This is a genomic window from Candidatus Dormiibacterota bacterium (assembly GCA_035532035.1).
In the GTDB taxonomy this organism is placed as follows: Bacteria; Vulcanimicrobiota; Vulcanimicrobiia; order Vulcanimicrobiales; family Vulcanimicrobiaceae; genus Tyrphobacter.
Window position 1 is genome coordinate 189622 of the sequence record DATKRS010000019.1, and the last position, 17684, is coordinate 207305.

General features: G+C 66.1%; 24 protein-coding genes. 3 read left to right on the forward strand and 21 right to left on the reverse strand.

Going from position 1 to position 17684, the window contains the following annotated elements; genetic code table 11:
- The first annotated feature begins 33 nt into the window (after positions 1–33).
- Positions 34–396, forward strand: coding sequence for a DUF202 domain-containing protein (locus VMV82_06575; GenBank protein ID HUY41216.1), 363 nt, complete (start codon positions 34–36; stop codon positions 394–396).
- Here VMV82_06575 and xseB read toward each other — a convergent pair.
- The 12 genes from xseB to moaC are packed head-to-tail and all read right to left on the reverse strand — an operon-like array spanning position 393 to position 9978.
- The gene (xseB, locus tag VMV82_06580) at positions 393–638 is read right to left on the reverse strand and encodes an exodeoxyribonuclease VII small subunit (protein HUY41217.1); all 246 of its coding nucleotides are present in this window, start codon (positions 636–638) and stop codon (positions 393–395) included. The genes VMV82_06575 and xseB overlap by 4 nt on opposite strands.
- A complete protein-coding gene (xseA, locus tag VMV82_06585; GenBank protein ID HUY41218.1) occupies positions 631–1911 on the reverse strand; it encodes an exodeoxyribonuclease VII large subunit in 1281 nt (426 codons plus the stop codon). Before xseA ends, xseB begins: the two co-directional genes overlap by 8 nt.
- On the reverse strand, positions 1908–3962 hold the full coding sequence (locus VMV82_06590; GenBank protein HUY41219.1) for a PBP1A family penicillin-binding protein: 2055 nt from the start codon (positions 3960–3962) through the stop codon (positions 1908–1910). The genes xseA and VMV82_06590 overlap by 4 nt, the downstream gene beginning before the upstream one ends.
- A complete protein-coding gene (gene nusB / locus VMV82_06595) occupies positions 3949–4356 on the reverse strand; it encodes a transcription antitermination factor NusB (GenBank protein HUY41220.1) in 408 nt (135 codons plus the stop codon). Before nusB ends, VMV82_06590 begins: the two co-directional genes overlap by 14 nt.
- Position 4357: 1 nt before the next feature.
- Positions 4358–5725 carry an acetyl-CoA carboxylase biotin carboxylase subunit gene (gene accC, locus VMV82_06600; protein HUY41221.1) on the reverse strand — a complete coding sequence of 456 codons (1368 nt, stop codon included), beginning with the start codon at positions 5723–5725 and terminating at the stop codon, positions 4358–4360.
- Between the two features lie 6 nt (positions 5726–5731).
- A complete protein-coding gene (locus VMV82_06605; GenBank protein HUY41222.1) occupies positions 5732–6136 on the reverse strand; it encodes a hypothetical protein in 405 nt (134 codons plus the stop codon).
- Positions 6133–6561, reverse strand: coding sequence for a 2-amino-4-hydroxy-6-hydroxymethyldihydropteridine diphosphokinase (gene folK, locus VMV82_06610; protein HUY41223.1), 429 nt, complete (start codon positions 6559–6561; stop codon positions 6133–6135). The genes VMV82_06605 and folK overlap by 4 nt, the downstream gene beginning before the upstream one ends.
- Positions 6558–6923 carry a dihydroneopterin aldolase gene (gene folB, locus VMV82_06615; protein ID HUY41224.1) on the reverse strand — a complete coding sequence of 122 codons (366 nt, stop codon included), beginning with the start codon at positions 6921–6923 and terminating at the stop codon, positions 6558–6560. Before folB ends, folK begins: the two co-directional genes overlap by 4 nt.
- A complete protein-coding gene (gene folP / locus VMV82_06620) occupies positions 6911–7732 on the reverse strand; it encodes a dihydropteroate synthase (GenBank protein ID HUY41225.1) in 822 nt (273 codons plus the stop codon). Before folP ends, folB begins: the two co-directional genes overlap by 13 nt.
- Positions 7725–9038, reverse strand: coding sequence for a folylpolyglutamate synthase/dihydrofolate synthase family protein (locus VMV82_06625; protein ID HUY41226.1), 1314 nt, complete (start codon positions 9036–9038; stop codon positions 7725–7727). Before VMV82_06625 ends, folP begins: the two co-directional genes overlap by 8 nt.
- The gene (locus VMV82_06630) at positions 9035–9520 is read right to left on the reverse strand and encodes a MogA/MoaB family molybdenum cofactor biosynthesis protein (protein HUY41227.1); all 486 of its coding nucleotides are present in this window, start codon (positions 9518–9520) and stop codon (positions 9035–9037) included. Before VMV82_06630 ends, VMV82_06625 begins: the two co-directional genes overlap by 4 nt.
- Positions 9505–9978, reverse strand: a complete 474-nt coding sequence (gene moaC / locus VMV82_06635) for a cyclic pyranopterin monophosphate synthase MoaC (GenBank protein ID HUY41228.1) — start codon at positions 9976–9978, stop codon at positions 9505–9507. Before moaC ends, VMV82_06630 begins: the two co-directional genes overlap by 16 nt.
- A 28-nt stretch (positions 9979–10006) precedes the next feature.
- On the opposite strand from moaC, the gene VMV82_06640 reads away from it, so the two are divergent.
- Entirely contained in the window at positions 10007–10645 is a 639-nt protein-coding gene (locus VMV82_06640) for a hypothetical protein (protein HUY41229.1), read from the forward strand.
- Positions 10642–11478 carry a hypothetical protein gene (locus tag VMV82_06645; protein HUY41230.1) on the forward strand — a complete coding sequence of 279 codons (837 nt, stop codon included), beginning with the start codon at positions 10642–10644 and terminating at the stop codon, positions 11476–11478. Before VMV82_06640 ends, VMV82_06645 begins: the two co-directional genes overlap by 4 nt.
- Here VMV82_06645 and VMV82_06650 read toward each other — a convergent pair.
- From VMV82_06650 to VMV82_06690, 9 genes are all read right to left on the reverse strand, one after another.
- Entirely contained in the window at positions 11475–11669 is a 195-nt protein-coding gene (locus VMV82_06650) for a hypothetical protein (protein ID HUY41231.1), read from the reverse strand. The two genes, VMV82_06645 and VMV82_06650, sit on opposite strands and share 4 nt — an antisense overlap.
- Complete coding sequence (locus tag VMV82_06655; protein HUY41232.1) at positions 11666–12526, reverse strand: undecaprenyl-diphosphate phosphatase; 861 nt, start codon at positions 12524–12526, stop codon at positions 11666–11668. Before VMV82_06655 ends, VMV82_06650 begins: the two co-directional genes overlap by 4 nt.
- 11 nt (positions 12527–12537) lie before the next feature.
- Positions 12538–13128 carry a TonB family protein gene (locus VMV82_06660; protein HUY41233.1) on the reverse strand — a complete coding sequence of 197 codons (591 nt, stop codon included), beginning with the start codon at positions 13126–13128 and terminating at the stop codon, positions 12538–12540.
- Positions 13129–13201: 73 nt separating this feature from the next.
- Entirely contained in the window at positions 13202–13912 is a 711-nt protein-coding gene (locus tag VMV82_06665; GenBank protein ID HUY41234.1) for an energy transducer TonB, read from the reverse strand.
- Between the two features lie 9 nt (positions 13913–13921).
- On the reverse strand, positions 13922–14356 hold the full coding sequence (locus VMV82_06670; protein ID HUY41235.1) for a biopolymer transporter ExbD: 435 nt from the start codon (positions 14354–14356) through the stop codon (positions 13922–13924).
- A 19-nt stretch (positions 14357–14375) separates the two neighbouring features.
- Entirely contained in the window at positions 14376–14786 is a 411-nt protein-coding gene (locus VMV82_06675; protein ID HUY41236.1) for a biopolymer transporter ExbD, read from the reverse strand.
- Positions 14787–14795: 9 nt separating this feature from the next.
- Positions 14796–15464, reverse strand: a complete 669-nt coding sequence (locus tag VMV82_06680; GenBank protein ID HUY41237.1) for a MotA/TolQ/ExbB proton channel family protein — start codon at positions 15462–15464, stop codon at positions 14796–14798.
- Between the two features lie 99 nt (positions 15465–15563).
- Positions 15564–16913, reverse strand: a complete 1350-nt coding sequence (locus tag VMV82_06685) for a hypothetical protein (GenBank protein HUY41238.1) — start codon at positions 16911–16913, stop codon at positions 15564–15566.
- Positions 16914–16937: 24 nt separating this feature from the next.
- On the reverse strand, positions 16938–17666 hold the full coding sequence (locus VMV82_06690; protein HUY41239.1) for a pseudouridine synthase: 729 nt from the start codon (positions 17664–17666) through the stop codon (positions 16938–16940).
- Positions 17667–17684: the final 18 nt, after the last annotated feature.

Genomic DNA, 17684 nt, shown 5'->3' on the forward strand with positions numbered 1-17684 from the left:
GAGCGCCGCGGCCGCCTGCGAAGGCGCCCCACGATGGAGAACCGCAGCCGAGACGATCTCGCCAACGAGCGCACGTACCTCGCATACCTGCGCACGGCGCTCGCGTTCATCGCTTTCGGGTTCGTCGTCGCGCGCTTCGCGCTCTTCGCCAGGGAAATATCGATCGTCGCGCACGTACACTTAGCCGACACGCACACCTCGACGCTCTTTGGGACTGGCATGGCCGCGATCGGCATCATCGTCGGCCTCTACGGTACCGCACGATACATTGCGACAAAGCACGCGCTGGACACGCGCCAAGCGTCGCCGATGCCGGCATGGGCGGCGGGATTCGGCGGCATCGTCGTCGCGGCAATCGGCGTTACCGTAGCCGTCGCGCTCTTCGCGTTTCGCTAGAACGGCAGCTCGTCCCGGTCTTCGGGCGCGGCCGGCGAGCCGCGGTCGTCCAGCGCTCGGTCAACGTCTTTGATCTGCGATTCGGCGCTCTTGAGCAGCGCGTCGCACTCGCGCACCAGCGTCTTGCCCTCTTTGAAGAGCAGCGTCGCCCGGGCGAGATCGGTATTGACTCCTTCGAGCTCCTTGACGATCTGCTCGACGCGCGCGAGCTTCTGCTCGAACGATTGCAGCGGCTCACTCATCACGCACCACCCGTTCTACGCGAGCGCTCGCACTTCCGTGCTCGAAGCGTGCGTCTATCTTCTCACCGGGTTGCAAGAGCGATGCGTCGCGCACGGCCTTGCCGCCATGCGTGACGATCGCGTATCCACGGGCCAATGGAGCCAGCGGATCCAGACGGTCGAGGCGCGCTCCGGCGCGCTCGAGAGCGCGCTCCGCTGCGTTCACAAAGCGCACGGCATTCGTCTCGATGCGGCCGCTCAGGGTGAGTAACCGCACGCGCCGGGCCGTGACGATCTCGCGTGGACTGCGGCGGTCGAGCTGCATCTCGAGCGCCGAAAGCTCTCGGCGACGCCCGGCGATGACTCGCTCGCCGGCATATCGCAAACGCGTCGTGACGTCCTCGGCGCGACGCGCGGCTTGGAGCACGATGCTCTGTACGGCACGATTCAATGCGCGCTCGGCCTCGCGCACGCGCCGCTGCGCGAGCACCCATCCTTGCGCGATGTGCTCGGCAACGAGCGACGGCGTGCCAAAGCTGCGGTCCGCCGCGTCGTCGGCGAGATGACGGTCACCGGAGTGTCCGATGGCCGTGAGGACCGGATGACGAGCGCGCACGATCGCACGAATCACGGGCTCGAGGTTGAAAGGAAAGAGATCTTCGTACGACCCACCGCCGCGCGTGAGCACGATGACGTCGACGTCGAGGCGAGAGGCGTTATCGATCGCCGCTGCAATCTCGATCTCGGCGCCCAGTCCTTGCACCTGCGTCTCGACGAAGGTGACGTCGACGAACGGCGTGCGGCGGGCGAGCGTGCCGACGAAGTCGTCCATGGCCTTTCCGCGAGCCGAGACGAGCGCGACCCGGCGCGGCAGCTCCGGCACGGCCCGCTTGCGCTCTTGCGCGAAGATGCCCTCGATACGAAACGTCTCCTTCAGCCGCTCGTAGAGGAGGAAGAGCGCGCCGAGGCCGGTCGGCTCGAGATGCTCGACGACGAGTTGATAGCAGCCGCGATCCTGGCGCACGCCGATGCTGCCGCTCGCGATCACCGCCATTCCGTTCTTGAGCTCCGGCAGCTCGCGGCGCTTGTCCGACCACGCGATGCACTCGAGTATCGCTTGCTCCTCCTTCAGGCGAAAACCAAGATGGCCGTTGCCGAACGGATGCACGTCGGAGACCTCGCCTTGAACTGCGATGTTCGATAGGGTCTTGTGCGCGGCAAACAGGCGCGAAAGGCGCGCGGTGAAATCTTTGACGGAGTAGACGCGCGGCTCCGAGGATTGCTGCGCGCTCACGGCGTCGCGCTCGGAAGCGCGCCTTGCGCTGCCACCGGCGTCGGCGGCGGGAGCGGGCGCGAGCAGTTTTGGGTCGGCTGCGTGCCGATGAGGTAGACGTCCGTTACGCCGCCGCACGATGCCACGCGTACGACCTCGTCACCGGGAAAGTCGAAATCGTGGGGCGGCACGTGCGCGAGCGCCGCCTTCATGAAGCGCGCCCAAATTCGGGCGGGAATATCGCCCCCGTACGACTCGTTCATGCGCGAGTAGTCGTCGTTGCCGATCCAGACCGCCACGGCGAGATCGGGCGTGTAACCGACGAACCACGCGTCGCGAAACGACGACGTCGTGCCCGTCTTCCCGGCAGCCGGGCGCCCGATCACCGCATTGGGGTACCCCGTGCCGCGTTTGATCACGTCTTCAAGCATGGACGTAACGATATAGGCGGTCCCGGCACTCACCGCTTCGTTGGCCTGTGGCGAGCGATCGTCGAGCACGATGTTGCCGAGCGAATCGCGTACCGTGCGGAAGGCCGTCGGCGTCTCGTGCACGCCCTGATTCGCGAGCGTCGCGTAGCCGGTCGCCTGATCGAGCACCGTAATACCCGAGCTTCCGAGAGCGAGCGACAAGTTCGCCTCCAGCGGTGACGTGACGCCCATGCGGTGCGCGTACTGGATTACGCGGTCGAGACCGATGCGGTCCGCGAGCTTTACGGCGACGACGTTGCGCGAGAGCGCCAATGCGGTCCGCAGCGTGATCGCACCCATGTAGCTGTTGTCGTCGTCGTGCGGCGACCAGGACGTTCCGTCACCCATGGGATACGAGACGGGCGTGTCGTCCATCGTCGACGATGCCGTAATGCCTTCGTCGATCGCGGCGGTGTACAGATACGCTTTGAACGACGAGCCGGGCTGCCTGTGCGCCTGCCACGCGCGATTGAATTGGTTGTCGAGCGAGAAGTGCGTGCCGCCCACCATTGCAAGAATTTCCCCGGTTGACGGCCGGATGGCCACGAGCGCTCCTTCGTGCGCGCCAATCCCCTCGGCACGGCCTTGACGAATCCCCCAATCGACCGCGTCTTGTGCGAGCTGCTGGAGCCGTGGATCGAGCGTCGTCGTTACCTGGAGTCCCGCCTCTTTGACGACGTTCGCGCCGAAGATTTGGTTCAGCTGCGCGAGGGCGTAGGTCGTGAAATACGGATATGCGTAGCCTTGCAGGCCCGTCGGACGCACAGGCACGAGGCCCAGCGGCGCTGCATACGCGGCGCTCGCTTGCGCCTGCGTGATGTATCCACTGTCCACCATGCGCAGCAGCACGTGCTGCTGCCGGTCGCGCGCGAGCCTGATGCTGACGAACGGCGAGTAATCGGACGGCGCCGCGGGAAGCCCTGCGAGCATCGCGGCTTGCCCGAGCGTCAGCTTCCCCACGCTCTTGCCGAAGTACGTGTGCGAGGCCGCGTCGACGCCGTACGCATCGGCGCCGAGGTAGATCAGGTTGAGGTACCGCTCCAGGATCTCGTTTTTCGTGTAGTAGCGCTCGATCTCCATGGCGAGCAGCGCTTCTTGGATCTTGCGCGAAATCGAAACCTTGTCGGAGAGAAAGAGCCCGCGCGCGAGCTGCTGCGTGATCGTCGATGCTCCCTGCTCGATCTGTTGGTGCGTGAGGTCCGCTAACGCCGCACGAATGATGCCGGCGAAGTCGACGCCGTGATGATAGTAGAAGTTGTGGTCTTCGTTCGCCACGAACGCTTCGCGTACGATGCGCGGGATGCGCGCGATCGGTACCCAGACGCGATTCTCTTTGTAGACGCTTGCGAGCAGCGTACCGTCGCGCGCGAAAATGCGCGTGGAACGCGCCGGCTGGTAATCGGCCATGCGGCTGATGTCGGGAAGATTGCGCGAATACGACGCGACGATGCCTGCGACCAGGCCCGCGCAGAAGAGCACGATCAAGAGAAGCGTGACGAGCAGCCCGCGCACGATGCGCCGGCGGCCGAGGTGGCCGACGTAGGCGACGGCGCGTAGCGCAGCATCGTTCAGCCGCGAGAGGATCGATTCAAGCGCGTTCATGCGACCGCGCGATCGAGCTCAGGACGCCATTGACGAAGCGCCCGGAATCCTCCGTTGAAAACTTCTTCGCAAGCTCGACGGCCTCGTTGATCGCGACCGCGGCCGGAACGTCGCTCCGTTCGCGCAGCTCGAACGCGGCCATGCGCAGGATGCAGCGGTCGACCGCCGGCAGCCGTTCGATCGTCCAGGCTTCCAAGCGCGGCGCGATTGCCGCGTCCGACTGCGCAGTCCACTCGAGAGTTCCGAGCACGAGTTCGCGAACGAAGGTGCGATGCGTTGCGCTCGCCCGCGAGCCGAGGATCTCCTCGATCGCCTCGGACGGGTCGCGCGCGCCGATCGTCACGGCGTAGAGCGCCTGGAGCGCCTGCTCGCGCCAGAACCGACGCGCGGACATATCACCCGTGAGCCTCTCGGAGCGCAACGGTACCGGAGGCGAGTTTGGGAAGCGTGCCGACGTCGTAACGCCCGTGGCGAAACTCGGCCGTGGCGAGAATCTCCAAACAGACGTCCACGGTCGTGTGGACGCCGGCGATCTCCGTTTCGCGCAGGGCGCTCTCCATTCGCGCGATCGCCGCATCGCGCGTCTCGCCGTGCGCGACGATCTTCGCAAGCAGCGAATCGTAGTACGGCGGCACGACCGAGCCGCCGTACACGTGCGTGTCGACGCGGATCCCGGGACCGTCTGGAAAGACGACTCGCGAGAGCGTGCCAGCTTCCGGCACGAAACCGTTGCGCGCGTCCTCCGCGTTGATCCGGCACTCGATCGCGTGCCCACGAGGCTGCAGGTCCTTCTGGTCGTACCCGAGACGCTCGCCGGAGGCGATGCGTATCTGCTCCTTGACGAGGTCGACGCCGTACACCATCTCCGTTACGGGGTGCTCGACTTGAATGCGCGTGTTCATCTCCATGAAATACGCGTGGTCGCCCGCGACGAGAAACTCGAGCGTTCCCGCATTCGTGTAGCCGACGCTGCGGCAGGCGCGCACTGCCATCTCGTGGAGTGCCGAACGCAGCTTCGGCTGGAGGTTCGGCGCAGGAGCCTCCTCAACGAGCTTTTGATGCGACGGTTTCTGCAGCGAGCAATCGCGCTCGCCGAGGTGGAGCACGGTGCCGAAGTCGTCTGCGAGCACTTGTACCTCGACGTGCCGCGGGCGTATCAGGAGCTTTTCCATGTAGACGCGCCCGTCTTTGAAGCTCGCTTCGGCTTCCGCCGTAGCGCTGGCAAACGCGCGCTCGAGGTCCTCCGGCCGCTCCACGACGCGCATGCCCTTGCCGCCGCCGCCCGCCGTGGCTTTGAGCAGCACCGGGTACCCGATGCGCTTGGCGGCGTCGCGCGCCTTCTGCGCGGATTCGAGAATGTCCGAGCCCGGCGTCGTGGCGACGCCTGCCTCCTTCATGATGCGCTTCGCGGTGGCTTTATCTCCCATCGCCGCGATCACGGACGGCTTCGGCCCGACGAACGCGAGGCCGTGGTCGGAGAGGATCTCCGCAAAGCGCGCATTCTCCGCGAGAAATCCGTATCCCGGGTGCACGGCTTCGCATCCAGAAGCCAGTGCCGTCGAAACGATGTTCGCGATATCCAGATACGAGCGAGGCACGGGCCCCGGGCCGACGCAATACGCTTCATCCGCCTCGCGCACGTGCATGGAATCCTTGTCGGCTTGCGAGTAGATCGCCACCGTTTGCACGCCGAGATCGTGACAGGCGCGGTTGATGCGCACCGCGATCTCGCCACGGTTGGCGATGAGAACCTTGGAGAACATCGCCTTTTAGGCTCGCTCGAGCTCGAAGAGCGGGCGACCGTAATCCACGAGGTCACCGTCGCCTTGCAAAATGGAGGCGATGCGGCCAGCACCGCGGCTGCGAATCGGGTTGCGAATGCCCAGCTGTTCGACATAGCCGAGCTCGCGATCGCCGTCGAGCACTTCACCGACGAACGGGGCGGGACGCGAAAGGTGAAAAATACCGACGCGATCCGCTGCAATCTGATCGACACGCGCGGTGACCACCGGCTTCGCCTCGGGCACCGGCAGCACGAGCCCACGTTGCGCGACCGCCCGTCGCACCTCGAAGTGCTCGTTCTCGCGCTCGATGCGAACCGACTGCAGATCGTTTGCGACGAGAAACTCGGCCAAGCGGCGCACGCGCGCCGGAATCTCCTCGGAGCCGGTCATGCTCTCGGCATTCCGCGTCCGCGGGGGAAAGCCCCTACCTCCGCAAGCGGCACCATGACGAACGGCCGCTCGCGAAGACGCGGGTGCGGGACGCGCAGCCCGGGTTCGTCGACGTGCACGTCGTCGTACAGCAGCAAATCGAGATCGATGACACGCGGTCCCCAGCGATAGCTCGTGCGCCGGCCCAAGCGCCGCTCGATCCTCTGCAACGCGTGGAGCAAGGCGCGCGGCCCCAGCATCGTTTCGAGCTGCACGGCTGCGTTGACGAACGACGCCTGCGCGCTGCGTCCCCACGGCGGCGTCCGATGCAGCGACGAGACGCGACGCACGCGCCCCGCTTCACCGAGCGCGCGAATCGCGCGCCGCACGTTTCCGGCTGCGTCGCCGACGTTCGATCCCAGGCCGACGTACGCGATCCGGCTCACTGCCCGACGTAGCGCGGATTCTCGCGCTTCAGCGTTATCGAGGGCGTCGCTCCGTCGAGCAGCTCCGGCTTCGCGATCGTTACCGATGCCCGCGCGACGCGCGCATCGGCGAAGACGGCGTCGAGAACGTCGGCCGCCACGCGCTCGAGCAGCGCGTGCGAACGCGCGCGCACGACCTCGACGATGCTGCGATAGAGCCGTCCGTAGTGGAGCGTGTCGCCGACGTCGTCCGAGGCAGCCGCCGCGCCGAGAGCGATCTCCGCGACGACGTCGATTTCGAACGTTTGCTCGCGCTCGCGCTCGCCGGGGTCGGCGCCGTGGCGCGCCCGAACGCGAATGCCGCGCAGTGCTATTGCGTCCATCCTACGGGCCTCCATCCGCGATAGATTGCGTCCGCCACCTGCACGGCGTCACGCGTCTGTGCGACGTCGTGCACGCGGACGATGTCGATTCCGGCTGCCGCCGCGAGGGTGCTCGTCGCAGCCGTTGCAGCGACGAGATCGCCCGCCGTGCGCCCGGTCAGCTTTCCAAGCGTCGACTTTCTCGACGCGCCCAGCAAAGTCGGAAACCCGAGCGCGACGACGCGGTCGAGCCGTCGCAGAACGCGCAGATTCTGCTCCGCGGTCTTGCCAAACCCGATGCCGGGATCGAGCATCATGCGCTCGCGAGGAATGCCTCGCTCCACGCCACGCCTCCCGCACTCCTCGAGCACGCGTACGACGGCGTCCACGACGTCCCCCTCGTACTGCGCCGTCTCTTGGTTGTGCATTGCAACGAATCCGAGGCCGGCTTCGGCTGCGATCTCGAGCAGCTCGTCCGGCGCGCGCCGCACGCAGTTGAGCACGTCGGCTCCCGCCTCGACCGCCGCCCTCGCAACGGCGGGCTTCCAGGTGTCGATCGAAAGAATGACGCGCGGGAATCGCTCGCGCAGCGCGCGCAGAACGGGAAGCACGCGAGCCGTTTCGGTCGCTGCATCGACGGGGACGTGTCCCGGGCGCGTCGATTCGCCGCCGACGTCGAGCGCATCGGCACCCTCGTCGACGTGCCGCCGTGCCGTCGCAACCGCGCCCTCGAGCGCGGTGCTGCCGTCCCCTGAAAACGAATCCGGCGTAACGTTGACGATGCCCATGACGTACGTGCGCTCGCCCCACGCGAGAAGGCGTTCAGCCACGAACCGCAGTGCCGCGCTCGAGCGCGATCTGACGAACGGCAGCGACGACGAAGGTCGAGCCGGTGACGACGAGCACGTCGTCCGCAGCGCAGCGCTCCAGCGCGAGCGCGAAGGCGTCCGCCGGCCGATCGATCGCAGCGACCGGAACGCCGAACTGCTGCGCGAGCTGCGCGAGCCGTTGCGGAGCGAGCGATTTGCGCCCCGCCGCGCGAAATGACGTCACGACGAAGGAGCTCACGAGCGGCGCCAGCGCTTCGAGGATCGCATGCGCGTCCTTGCCCTGTCCGATGGCGACGAGCGCACGCAATCTACGCTCGGGAAAGTGCTCCCGCAGCGCTTCGGCGAGATGCTGGGCCTTCTCCGCGTTGTGCGCGATGTCGAGGACGATCGCCGGCTCGCCCGAGAGAATCTCCATGCGCGCCGGAATGACGACGCTCCCGAGACCGCGCTCAACCGCTTCGGGCGCGGGACGCAGCCCGGGCGGTAAGGCTTCGAGCGCGGCAATCGCCGTGCGCGCGTTACGCCGTTGAAACGCCCCAAGGACCGGCAGCGCGATCTCGTATCGCGCGCTCGCCGTGCGCACGATGAACCGCCGATCGTCGCCGCCGTACGGCGTGACCTCCGTGACGTCAACCACCCGTCGTACCGGGGCGCCGATAGCCTCAGCGTGCGCTTCGATCACGTTGAGTGCCTCCGGCCGTTCGACGCCGAGCACCAGCGGCACGTCGGCTTTTGCGATGCCGGCCTTTTCGGCGGCGATGGCTTCGATCGTGTCGCCGAGGACATCGGTATGATCGTACCCGACCGACGTGATGACCGAGACCTCGGGAAGGAGCACGTTGGTTCCGTCCAGCCGGCCCCCGATTCCCACCTCGATCACCGCGACATCGACTCCTTCGCGCGCGAAGTAGGTGAACGCGAGCGCCAGGAGCGTCTCGTAGTACGTCGGCCGTCCGTGCTCGTCGTTCGTCTTGTCGAGCGCCGGCATCATCTCGTCGAGCAGTTGCGCGAAGCGCTCTCGTGAGACCGCGACGCCGTCGATCGAGGCGCGCTCCGTCAACGCATGAAGATGCGGTTTCACGTGCAGACCGCTGCGCAAGCCCGACGCGGTGAGAGCGGCGGCAATCATCGTCGCCGTCGACCCTTTGCCACTCGTTCCGCCGACGTGAACCGTCTTGTACGCGTCTTGGGGATCGCCGAGGGCCCGAAGCAGCGCGCGGATGCGATCGAGACCGAGCCCCCGATGGCGCGACTGCGCCTCGTCGATCAGCCCGATGAGGTAGCGCTCTGCCTCTTCATACGTCATTGGGCGAGCAGCTCGAGCGCGTGCGGGAGCACGGACGCAATGACCGCGATCGACTCGGCGACCGCCTTCGGACTGCCGGGAAGGTTCACGATCAGCGTACGGTGGCGTACGCCCGCGATGGCTCTCGAGAGCATCGCCGTACGGACGTGCACGAGAGATGCCGCGCGAATCGCTTCGCCGATACCGGGAACCTCGTAGTCGATTACTGCAAGCGTGGCTTGCGGCGTTCTATCGCGCGGACTCAAGCCGGTGCCCCCGCTCGTCAGAACCAGCGCTGCCGACGAGGTGTCGGCGAGATCGATGAGCTCGGCCTGCAACCGGCTCATATCGTCGGGAAGGATCAACTCTCGCACGATCTCGTAGCCGGCTCCCAATCGTTCGCGCATCACGGGAAGGCACGCATCCGGCCTCGTGCCGTCGGCCGCGCGGTCGGAGAGGACGATCAACGCCGCGGTGAAGCGCCCGTTCAGCGTCTGCGCCACGTTCCGCTCTTTCCGCCGCGCTTCTCCAGCAACGCGACGCGCTCGATCGCAATGCCCTTGTCGAGTGCTTTGGTCATGTCGTAAATCGTGAGCGCCGCAACGGTGGCGGCGACGAGTGCCTCGAGCTCCACCCCCGTGCGAGCGTTCGTTCGCGCTTCGGCTTCGATGCGCAAGCGATTGGGCGGCTTCCACTCGAAACGCACGTCGATGCTGCCGAGCGGCAGGGCGTGCGCGAGTGGAATCAGCTCGTCCGTGCGTTTCGCCGCCGCGATACCGGCAATCTGCGCCGTCGTCAGCGCGTCGCCTTTTGCGAGCGTTGCCTCACGAAGCGCGCGGAAGGCCGCGGCACCCATGAACACGACGGCCTCGGCGCGCGCGACGCGACGCGTCGCTCGCTTCGAGGAGACGTCGACCATCGTGACGGCGCCGTCGCGCGAAAAGTGTGAGGGTTTCGGCATCGTATAGGATAAAGCGGTTCGGAGCTCGATGCCGCTATTCAAGGACACCGGCGGTGATCCTCGGGAGCTCGTCGCGACGATCCTCGCGCTGTACGGAGCTCTCGGCGACGCCGCGTGCGGAAATCCTCGCGGCTTTGCTGCACGCAAGGCCGGCGCCGCCGTCGCCTTCGCGGAGGCGGCCGGCGTGGACGCAGGGACGCGCGACGCGCTCGCCTTTGCGGCGACGCTCCACGCGGTAGGCGCAATCGGCAACGCGCAGGGCGGGGACGCACCCGTCCTCGCCGCGCGCCGCTGCGCGCAGATTGCCGCGCTCCCGCCGGCGACCGCCGAGCTCGTGCGCGCGCAAGCCGAGCACTGGGACGGAACGGGATTCCCCGACCAGCTGCGCTGGGACGCCGTCCCCTTCCCCGCTCAGCTTCTTCTTCTGGCGGAGATCGTGCTGCGCAGCACCGGCGAAGACGAGGCGCTGGAGCGCGTCAACGCCGAGAGCGGCCGCGCGCTGGCGCCGCCTGTAGCTGCCGCCTACGCTGCGTGGGCGCTGCACGGCGGCGGCGCAGTCGAGCCTGTCGTTCTGCCGTACGCGGCGCTCGACGCGGGAGCCTGCGATCCGGGTGCGCTCTTCGAGCTCGTCGCGGTAACGGTCGCACGAGCCGTCGGAGCGTCGTGATTCGCGGATCGGTGCTCTACGAGGTGCTCGAGAGCCGCGGCATTCGCAGCGTCGTCGATCCATCGATGGGCGTACCCGTGCATCTCGGCTATCTCAAGAGACACGGCATCGCAGTGCACGGCGGCGACGTCTTCGACTGGGCGGTTCGGGTGGGAGAGGGGATCGCCGTCAACGATTCCGTGATCCTACGCGACGAAGACATTGCTTCGATCGTCGAGATGCTGCCCGGCCGCGTCTACTCCCTCGACCACTTTACCCCATGGGAAGGGACGCTTTTCAGCCAAGAGCAGTGCCGGTATCTCGACGTCTGGCGCGACAACGTGCGCGCGCTGCGCAGCGACGCGCACGTCGGGCTCGCGATCCTCGGGCTCTGGCGCGTCTTCTGCTACTGGATGCAGAAAGCGCAGACGCCCGATGCGATGGAGGACGTCGCTCCCGGCGATCTCGCCTGGCAGTATCTTCGGCAGACGCCACCGCTCGCGACGAACGGTCTGCACAACACCGTTCGTTGCGCCGATCCGGCTACGGTCGTCGACGCGTGCCGCGCAGAAGCGCTCGTCCTCGACGCGTCGGCCGAGAAGAATCGTGACGACACGCGCATCTGGATGTGGGAGGCTTGGTGGCGAGGCAACCCGCATTTCAGACCGGATCCGCCGTCGCACGAGCACGAGCTCGCGCGTCTCGTCGCTCGCGCCGATTCGTATCGCGACGTCCTCGTCGCCACCACGCAGCGCGCGGCACGCGATGCCGCGGACGCGCTGCGCCCGTCGCGCCGTTCAATAGAAAGCGTCTCGACCGGTTCCGGCGACGTGTATATCGTCGCGTCGCGCTAGCGGGTCGAGCCCGCGTTCTGAAAGCGCGCCCAGATCAGGCACAGGAGGGCGAGAACCCAGAGCACCACCAAGTGGGTAACGTGGTGCGCGTGCGCCGCGCCGGACTTGGTGAAGACGTTGATGATGCCCATCCCGTACAAGATGCCGAGGATGAAGAACGCGAGGGCGAGCACGAGTGCGAGAGCTTTCATGAGATACCTCCTATGCGGGCGAGAACGAAGCAAATGGAACCGAAAACGACGCAATACCAGCCGAACGGGCGGAGATCGTTACGTTTGAAGTACCGCGTGAGAAACGCGACCGAGAGATAGGCGGCCACACCGGCAAGAATCGCGCCTTCGAGCGCCTCGATCGCGGCGAGATGGGCGCCCGGAGCGAAGAGCCGTGGAATCTCGAGCAGCGCGGCGGCCCCGATTACGGGCGTCGCGAGCAAAAACGAAAAATGTGCGGCTTCTTCGTGATCGAGATCGCAGAGCAGCCCGCCGACGATCGACGCGCCGGAGCGAGAGATGCCCGGGAGCAGCGCGAATGCCTGCGCGACGCCGACCGCGGCGCTCTGCGCGTACGTCATGTGCTCGATCGCGCGCGGAGATCGAGTCTCGGAGCGCTGCTGGCGGCGGCGCAAGTACTCGCCGGCGAACATTACCAGCCCGTTGACGACGAGAAATCCGGCAGCGGCGAGTGCTGAGCCGAAGAGACGACGCACGGGGTCCTCTGCTACGAGACCAATGATGCCGACGGGGATGGTTCCGACGACGAGCCGCCATCCGACGGACTCGTTGCGCTCGCTCGAGAGCTTTCCGCGAATGACGCTGCGGACGAGCGCACGAACGATGCCCCACCACTCGCGTCGATAGAAGAGCACGAGGGCGAGTGCGGTTCCCAAGTGCAGCACGACCACGAAGGCGAGAAACGACGGATCGGACCGATGGATGTTGCGCCATTGCAGGAGTGCGGGAACGAGAATGATGTGGCCGAGGCTCGAGACCGGAAACAGCTCGCTCACGCCTTGCAGGAGCGCGAGAAAAAGCGCTTGTGCGATCCCCATCGTTCTTCAGCTTACCACGCGGAGAACTGCACGCGAAAGAGATAGCTCGAGGCCACGGCGATGCAGTTGCGCCGCGCCGGCGCGTAGCGCGCGTCGCGTGCCATCGCGATGGCGAGCGCGTCGAACGAGGGACTGCTCGTGCTCTGCTCCAATGCCGCGGCTCTCACCGAACCGTCGGTATCCAGTTGCACCCGCACGGCCGCGACGCCCGATACGTCTTGCGCGCGTACCGAGGGCGGGATCTGCGGTGGCGGAGGGGTCGCGATCAGCGCCGCGGGTGCATTGCGATCCGCGCATCCGCTCGCGGGCGTCGGGCGCACGCGTGCGCCCGCGGCCGGCGTCGCGGGCGGCGCTGCCGGCGGCGCGGGAACGGGGGCGTGGCTACGCGGACGTGCTTGCGCGAGGTGCGGCACTGCGATCGCGCGTCGCTTCGCGTGCGGCGGCGGCGTGCGTGGCGGCTGCGTCGGGCGAATCGCTACGATCCGTTGCACTTGTGTCAGCTTCGTTCCGATTTCGCTCGCGTGCGTCGGCTTGGGAGGATGCACGACGAACGCGACGATCGCATGGACGAGAATCGAGAGCGCAAAGGCGGCAACGAGCACCCAGCGCGCGCGCCGAGCGGTGATGCGACCCCCCTCTAGGAGCCTGTCGGACTTAGGCGCAAGCCCGACACTCCTAGTTCATCGTGAACGTAACGTCGAAGAGGTAGATCCCGACCGCGGGAACGCAGTTGACGAGCTTCGGAGCGTACGTCGACTCGCGCGCCGCGCGCAGCGCCGCCTGATCGATCGCCATGTTGTGCGAGCTCGAGTAGACGGTCGCGTCCTGCAGCGTGCCGCTCGCGCCCACGGTCACCTTGATCTCGACCGTGACGTCACCCAGATTGAGCTCCTGCGCCGATTGGGGGTAGTCCGCGGTCGCTTTAGAGATAACCGTGGCTTCGCGGTTCGGATTCGGACAAGAGGCCGGAGGCGCCGCCGCGGGCGACGCGGTTGCCGTTCCTTGCGGATTCCCGTTCACGCTCGCGTTCGGCGGCGGGGTGTAATGCGTCTGCGTCTGGCTGCCCGCGCCTTGGCTATGCACCGGAGGCGGGTGCACCAACAGCGGACGAGGATTCGGGTGCACCACGTGCTGCGGCGTCTGCCGCGGCTGCGGCGTCGGCGGCGGGGTCGGGGTGGGCGGCGGCGGCGTCGGCGGCGGCTTGATCGTCTGCCGAGCGATCGTGAACGGCTTCTCCGTCGGCCCGGATTGCGCCTGATTCAAGCTGTGATAGAACGGCAGCGCGATCAACTCGAGAAAGATCGCCAGCGCGAACGCCCATCCGGTGAAGTTCCGGATGCGCTCGCCCGTAGTAAGGTAACGGCTTCTGTCGTCTTTGTTCGCCATCGTCTCTTTTTACGGTGCGCCCGGTGCGGTGCCCTGAACGTGATTTGCCAGACCGAAGGTGTTCAGACCGGCGCTCTGAGCCGCATCCATGATTTGGAGCAGCATGCCGTAGGTCGTCGTAGGGTCGGCTTTGATGATGACGCTGCGCACGCCGTGGCCGACCGAGTTCTCGAGCGAGATGAACTGCGCGTGTGCGTCGCGGATGTTCACCGTGTCGGAGCCGATTTCGACCACGTTGTTCTTCGCGTCTTGCTCGCTGATGATGACGACGACCTGTGACGGCGCGACGCGCGTCCTGTTGTAGGCGTCGGGAAGCTTCGGCTCCTTGGTCACGGCCGCGAGGATGATGAAGATGATGAGCAAGACCAACAGCACGTCCGTGAAGGGCGTGATGTTGATCGTCGACATCACATCTTCGTCGCTGTTTGCGGTCGAAAGTGCCATACGGTCTCTCTCGGGCCTCCTATGACGTTACGAAACCGACGTCGTCGGTTCCGGCTGCGCGCGCGGCGTCGAGGATGCGGATGATGATGCCGTACGGCGCTTTCGCGTCGGCGATGAGCGCGATGTGCTTCTTCCCGCGCTTGCGGATATCCGCGGCCAGTACCGAGTAGACCGTCTGCGCGTTCGCCTTCTGCCCGTCGACGAAGATCACGCCTTTGCTGTTCACCATGATTTGAATGTTCTGGTGTTGCTGGTTCTGCGTCGTCGGCGCGTTGCTGCTCTTCCCGAGCTGCTTTTCGAAACCGGGAGGGGCCGAGAGCGCGGCCAGAATCATGAAGATGATCAGCAACACGAGCAAGACATCGGTGAACGGGGTGATGTTGATCTCGGCCATCACCTCGGAGTCGCCTTGCGCAGAGAGAAGGCTCACGGCCGGACGCTACCTCCGCGAGGGCTGGTAGAGATCGGTCGGGATCGCCTGACCGGTGTTGTGGAAGTGCAGCATCTCCGCGAGCTGGTTCGCGGCGACGATCAACTCGCCGTTGAAGCTCTTGATCTTCGCCTTGAAGTAGTTGAACAGCACGACGGCGATGATCGCGATTGCAAGGCCCGTAAACGTGGTGATCAATGCGATCGACACACCGGCCGCAACGACGGCAGGCGACGAGTTGCCCTTGAGCGCGATGTCTTGGAAGGCGCGGATGATGCCGAGCACGGTTCCGGCGAGACCGACGAACGGCGCGATGACCGCAATCGTGCCGATGATCGGCAGATTGCGCTCGAGCGCGTTCAGGTGCTCCATGAGCGCGATCGAGAGCGCGTCGGTGATGTCGGCACGGTTCTTGTCCCCGCGCTTCAAGCCGAACTCGAGCACGCGCGGAAGCATCCCGCGGCGGCTCTGCGCGACCTTGATGGCGCCCGGCAGATCGTTCGCGGCGACCTTCTGGCCGATCGCTCGCAGCAGGCTACGCGTGTCGGTCCGCTGCGCCGCCAAGAAGACCGCGCGCTCGATGACGATCGCGACGAGAATAATGGACATGCCGAGCAGCACCCACATGTCCCAGCCGCCCGCTTGCATCACCTGCATGAAACCACTGAACAAGTTCACCGTATTTTCGACCCCTCCGAATTGGGAAAGTTGGTTCCGCTGATAAGGCGCTCCCTAGGTGGCGGCTTTGGCCCGCGGCGACCAAAGTCCTTGTATCCTTTAGGGCATGCCCGCCGGGGCGGCGTTCAGCTGGCTGAGTAGCCGCTCCACGTTCTGCGCAAGCGACTGGTTACCGGCGGCTTTCGCCAGCGCGTCCGCCTTCGTCAGGTAGCTGATGGCTTGCTGTTTGGTAGTCGTATTGTGCGACGTGGAGTACTGCTCGGCGAGCGCGAACCCTTCGAAGAAGTTCGCGATTGGGTCGTTCGCATCGATTGCCAGCGCCTTGTCGGCATACCCCTTGATACGCGCTGCGTCCGGATGCGTCTCGTTCGCGAGCGCGTTCGCGGCACGGTCGTAGGCGATATCGGCGACCTGGGGCGTCCCCGCCGCCGCAGCCTTGTCGTACAGCGCGATCGCTTGATCGTAGTTCTTGGCGGTCATCGCAGCGTTGCCTTGCGTAATGTACAGCGCTGCAATCTCTTGCTGCGGTGAGGTATTGGACGGCTCGAGACGATGCATCTCGTCGGCGACCGGCTGCGCCGCGGTCAAGTCGCCGGTGTCGGCGTACGCTTCGAGAAGGTACCGGTCTACGCCGTACCGGGTCTGCGTGTCGGCGTGCGGATCCCCGAAAACCGTCGCGTGCACGGTTTGCAGCGTGGTGATGGCGTCTGCGTACTGCTTGGCGCCGAGCTGGGCGACCCCGAGTGCGAAACGCGAGTTCGTGCTGTGGTCGATCTGATACGCCTTCTGCGCGAAGCCGAGCGCCCGCGATGGGTCCTGGGTGGCCATGTGAACGGCCGCATCGGCGTAGGCTTGCGCAGCCACCGTCGCATAGAGCCGCGACACTTGCCCCGCACGCGAGAACGCGTCGGCGGCACCGGCGTAATCGTGCGCGTAGTAATCGGCCACGCCGAGCAGCTGCAGCAGGTCCTTGTCGTTAGGATGAGCGGCCAACTCCGATTGCGCGGCGCTCTTTGCCGCGTCGTACTGGCCCGAGCGAATGAGTGCCTCGACATGACCGACGGAGCTACCGCCGCCGACTCCCCCGCCGCCGGCCTGCGAAACCGTCGAACCGCTGAAGTGAAAGAGCGGATCGTAGAACCACACGACGGGACTGCCCGAGCACGTCGCCGGCCGGTAGGTCGAGCTTTGGGCCACTTCGCGTGCGGCTTGGTCGTCGCCGTGATTGGTGGACGAAATGACGCGCGTGACCCTGTGAGAGCCGTTAGGGTTGATCTGCACCTGCACGCGGACCGTTCCGTTTCCGGTCGTAGGCGTCGCGTGCGTGCCCATGGCCACGAGGTGCGGAGCGACGACGTTGCCCCGGCATTGAGCTGCCACGGCCGGAACCGCACAGAGCGCCACGGCTACGGCGCCGGCGGTTGCGATGGTAACGAAAAAGCGGTTCATGAAGCCTGTATTCCTTCTAACCTTCTAACCTTCTTTGGCGGCTACGATGCGGCGCAGAAGCTTCAGCTCCTTTGCGTTCAAGAAACGCGCTTTGCCCGGACGGAGTTCCCCAAGCGCAACGGGACCAAAACGAACCCGTTGCAGCGAGAGAACGCGGTATCCGAGGGCATCGAGCATACGACGTATCTGACGGTTCTTCCCCTCCTGCAATGTGAGTTCAACGCAGGAGCGTCGATGCGACGTCCCCAGCACCCGCACGCGGGAGGGACGCGTATGCAGCGCGGGCAGGGCCAAACCGTCGCGCATCGTGCGAAGGTCCTCGTCGGCAATCGGTCCCGCGATCTCGACGTGGTACGTCTTCTCCACCCCGAAGCGAGGATGCGTCAGCCGATAGGCGAGCTCGCCGTCGTCGGTCAGCAGCAGCACCCCGGAGCTGTCGTAATCGAGGCGGCCGACCGGGACGACCCGCGGAATGCCGCCTGGGATAAGGTCGCGAACGGTGCGGCGCCGCTCCGGATCGCGCATCGTCGTGACGACGCCGACCGGCTTGTGCAGCACCACGTAGGTCTTGGCCGCGGGCCGCGTTAACGGCGCCCCGTCGACCTCGATGCGGTCGCTCTGCGTCACGGTAGAGCCGAGAGTGCGCTCCACGTGACCGTTGACGCGAACTCTGCCCGCCGCAATGATGGCGTCGGCGGTGCGCCGCGACGCGACTCCCGCTTCCGCCAGAAACTTATTGAGTCGGGTCTTCACGCGGCGCGAAAGAGGCGC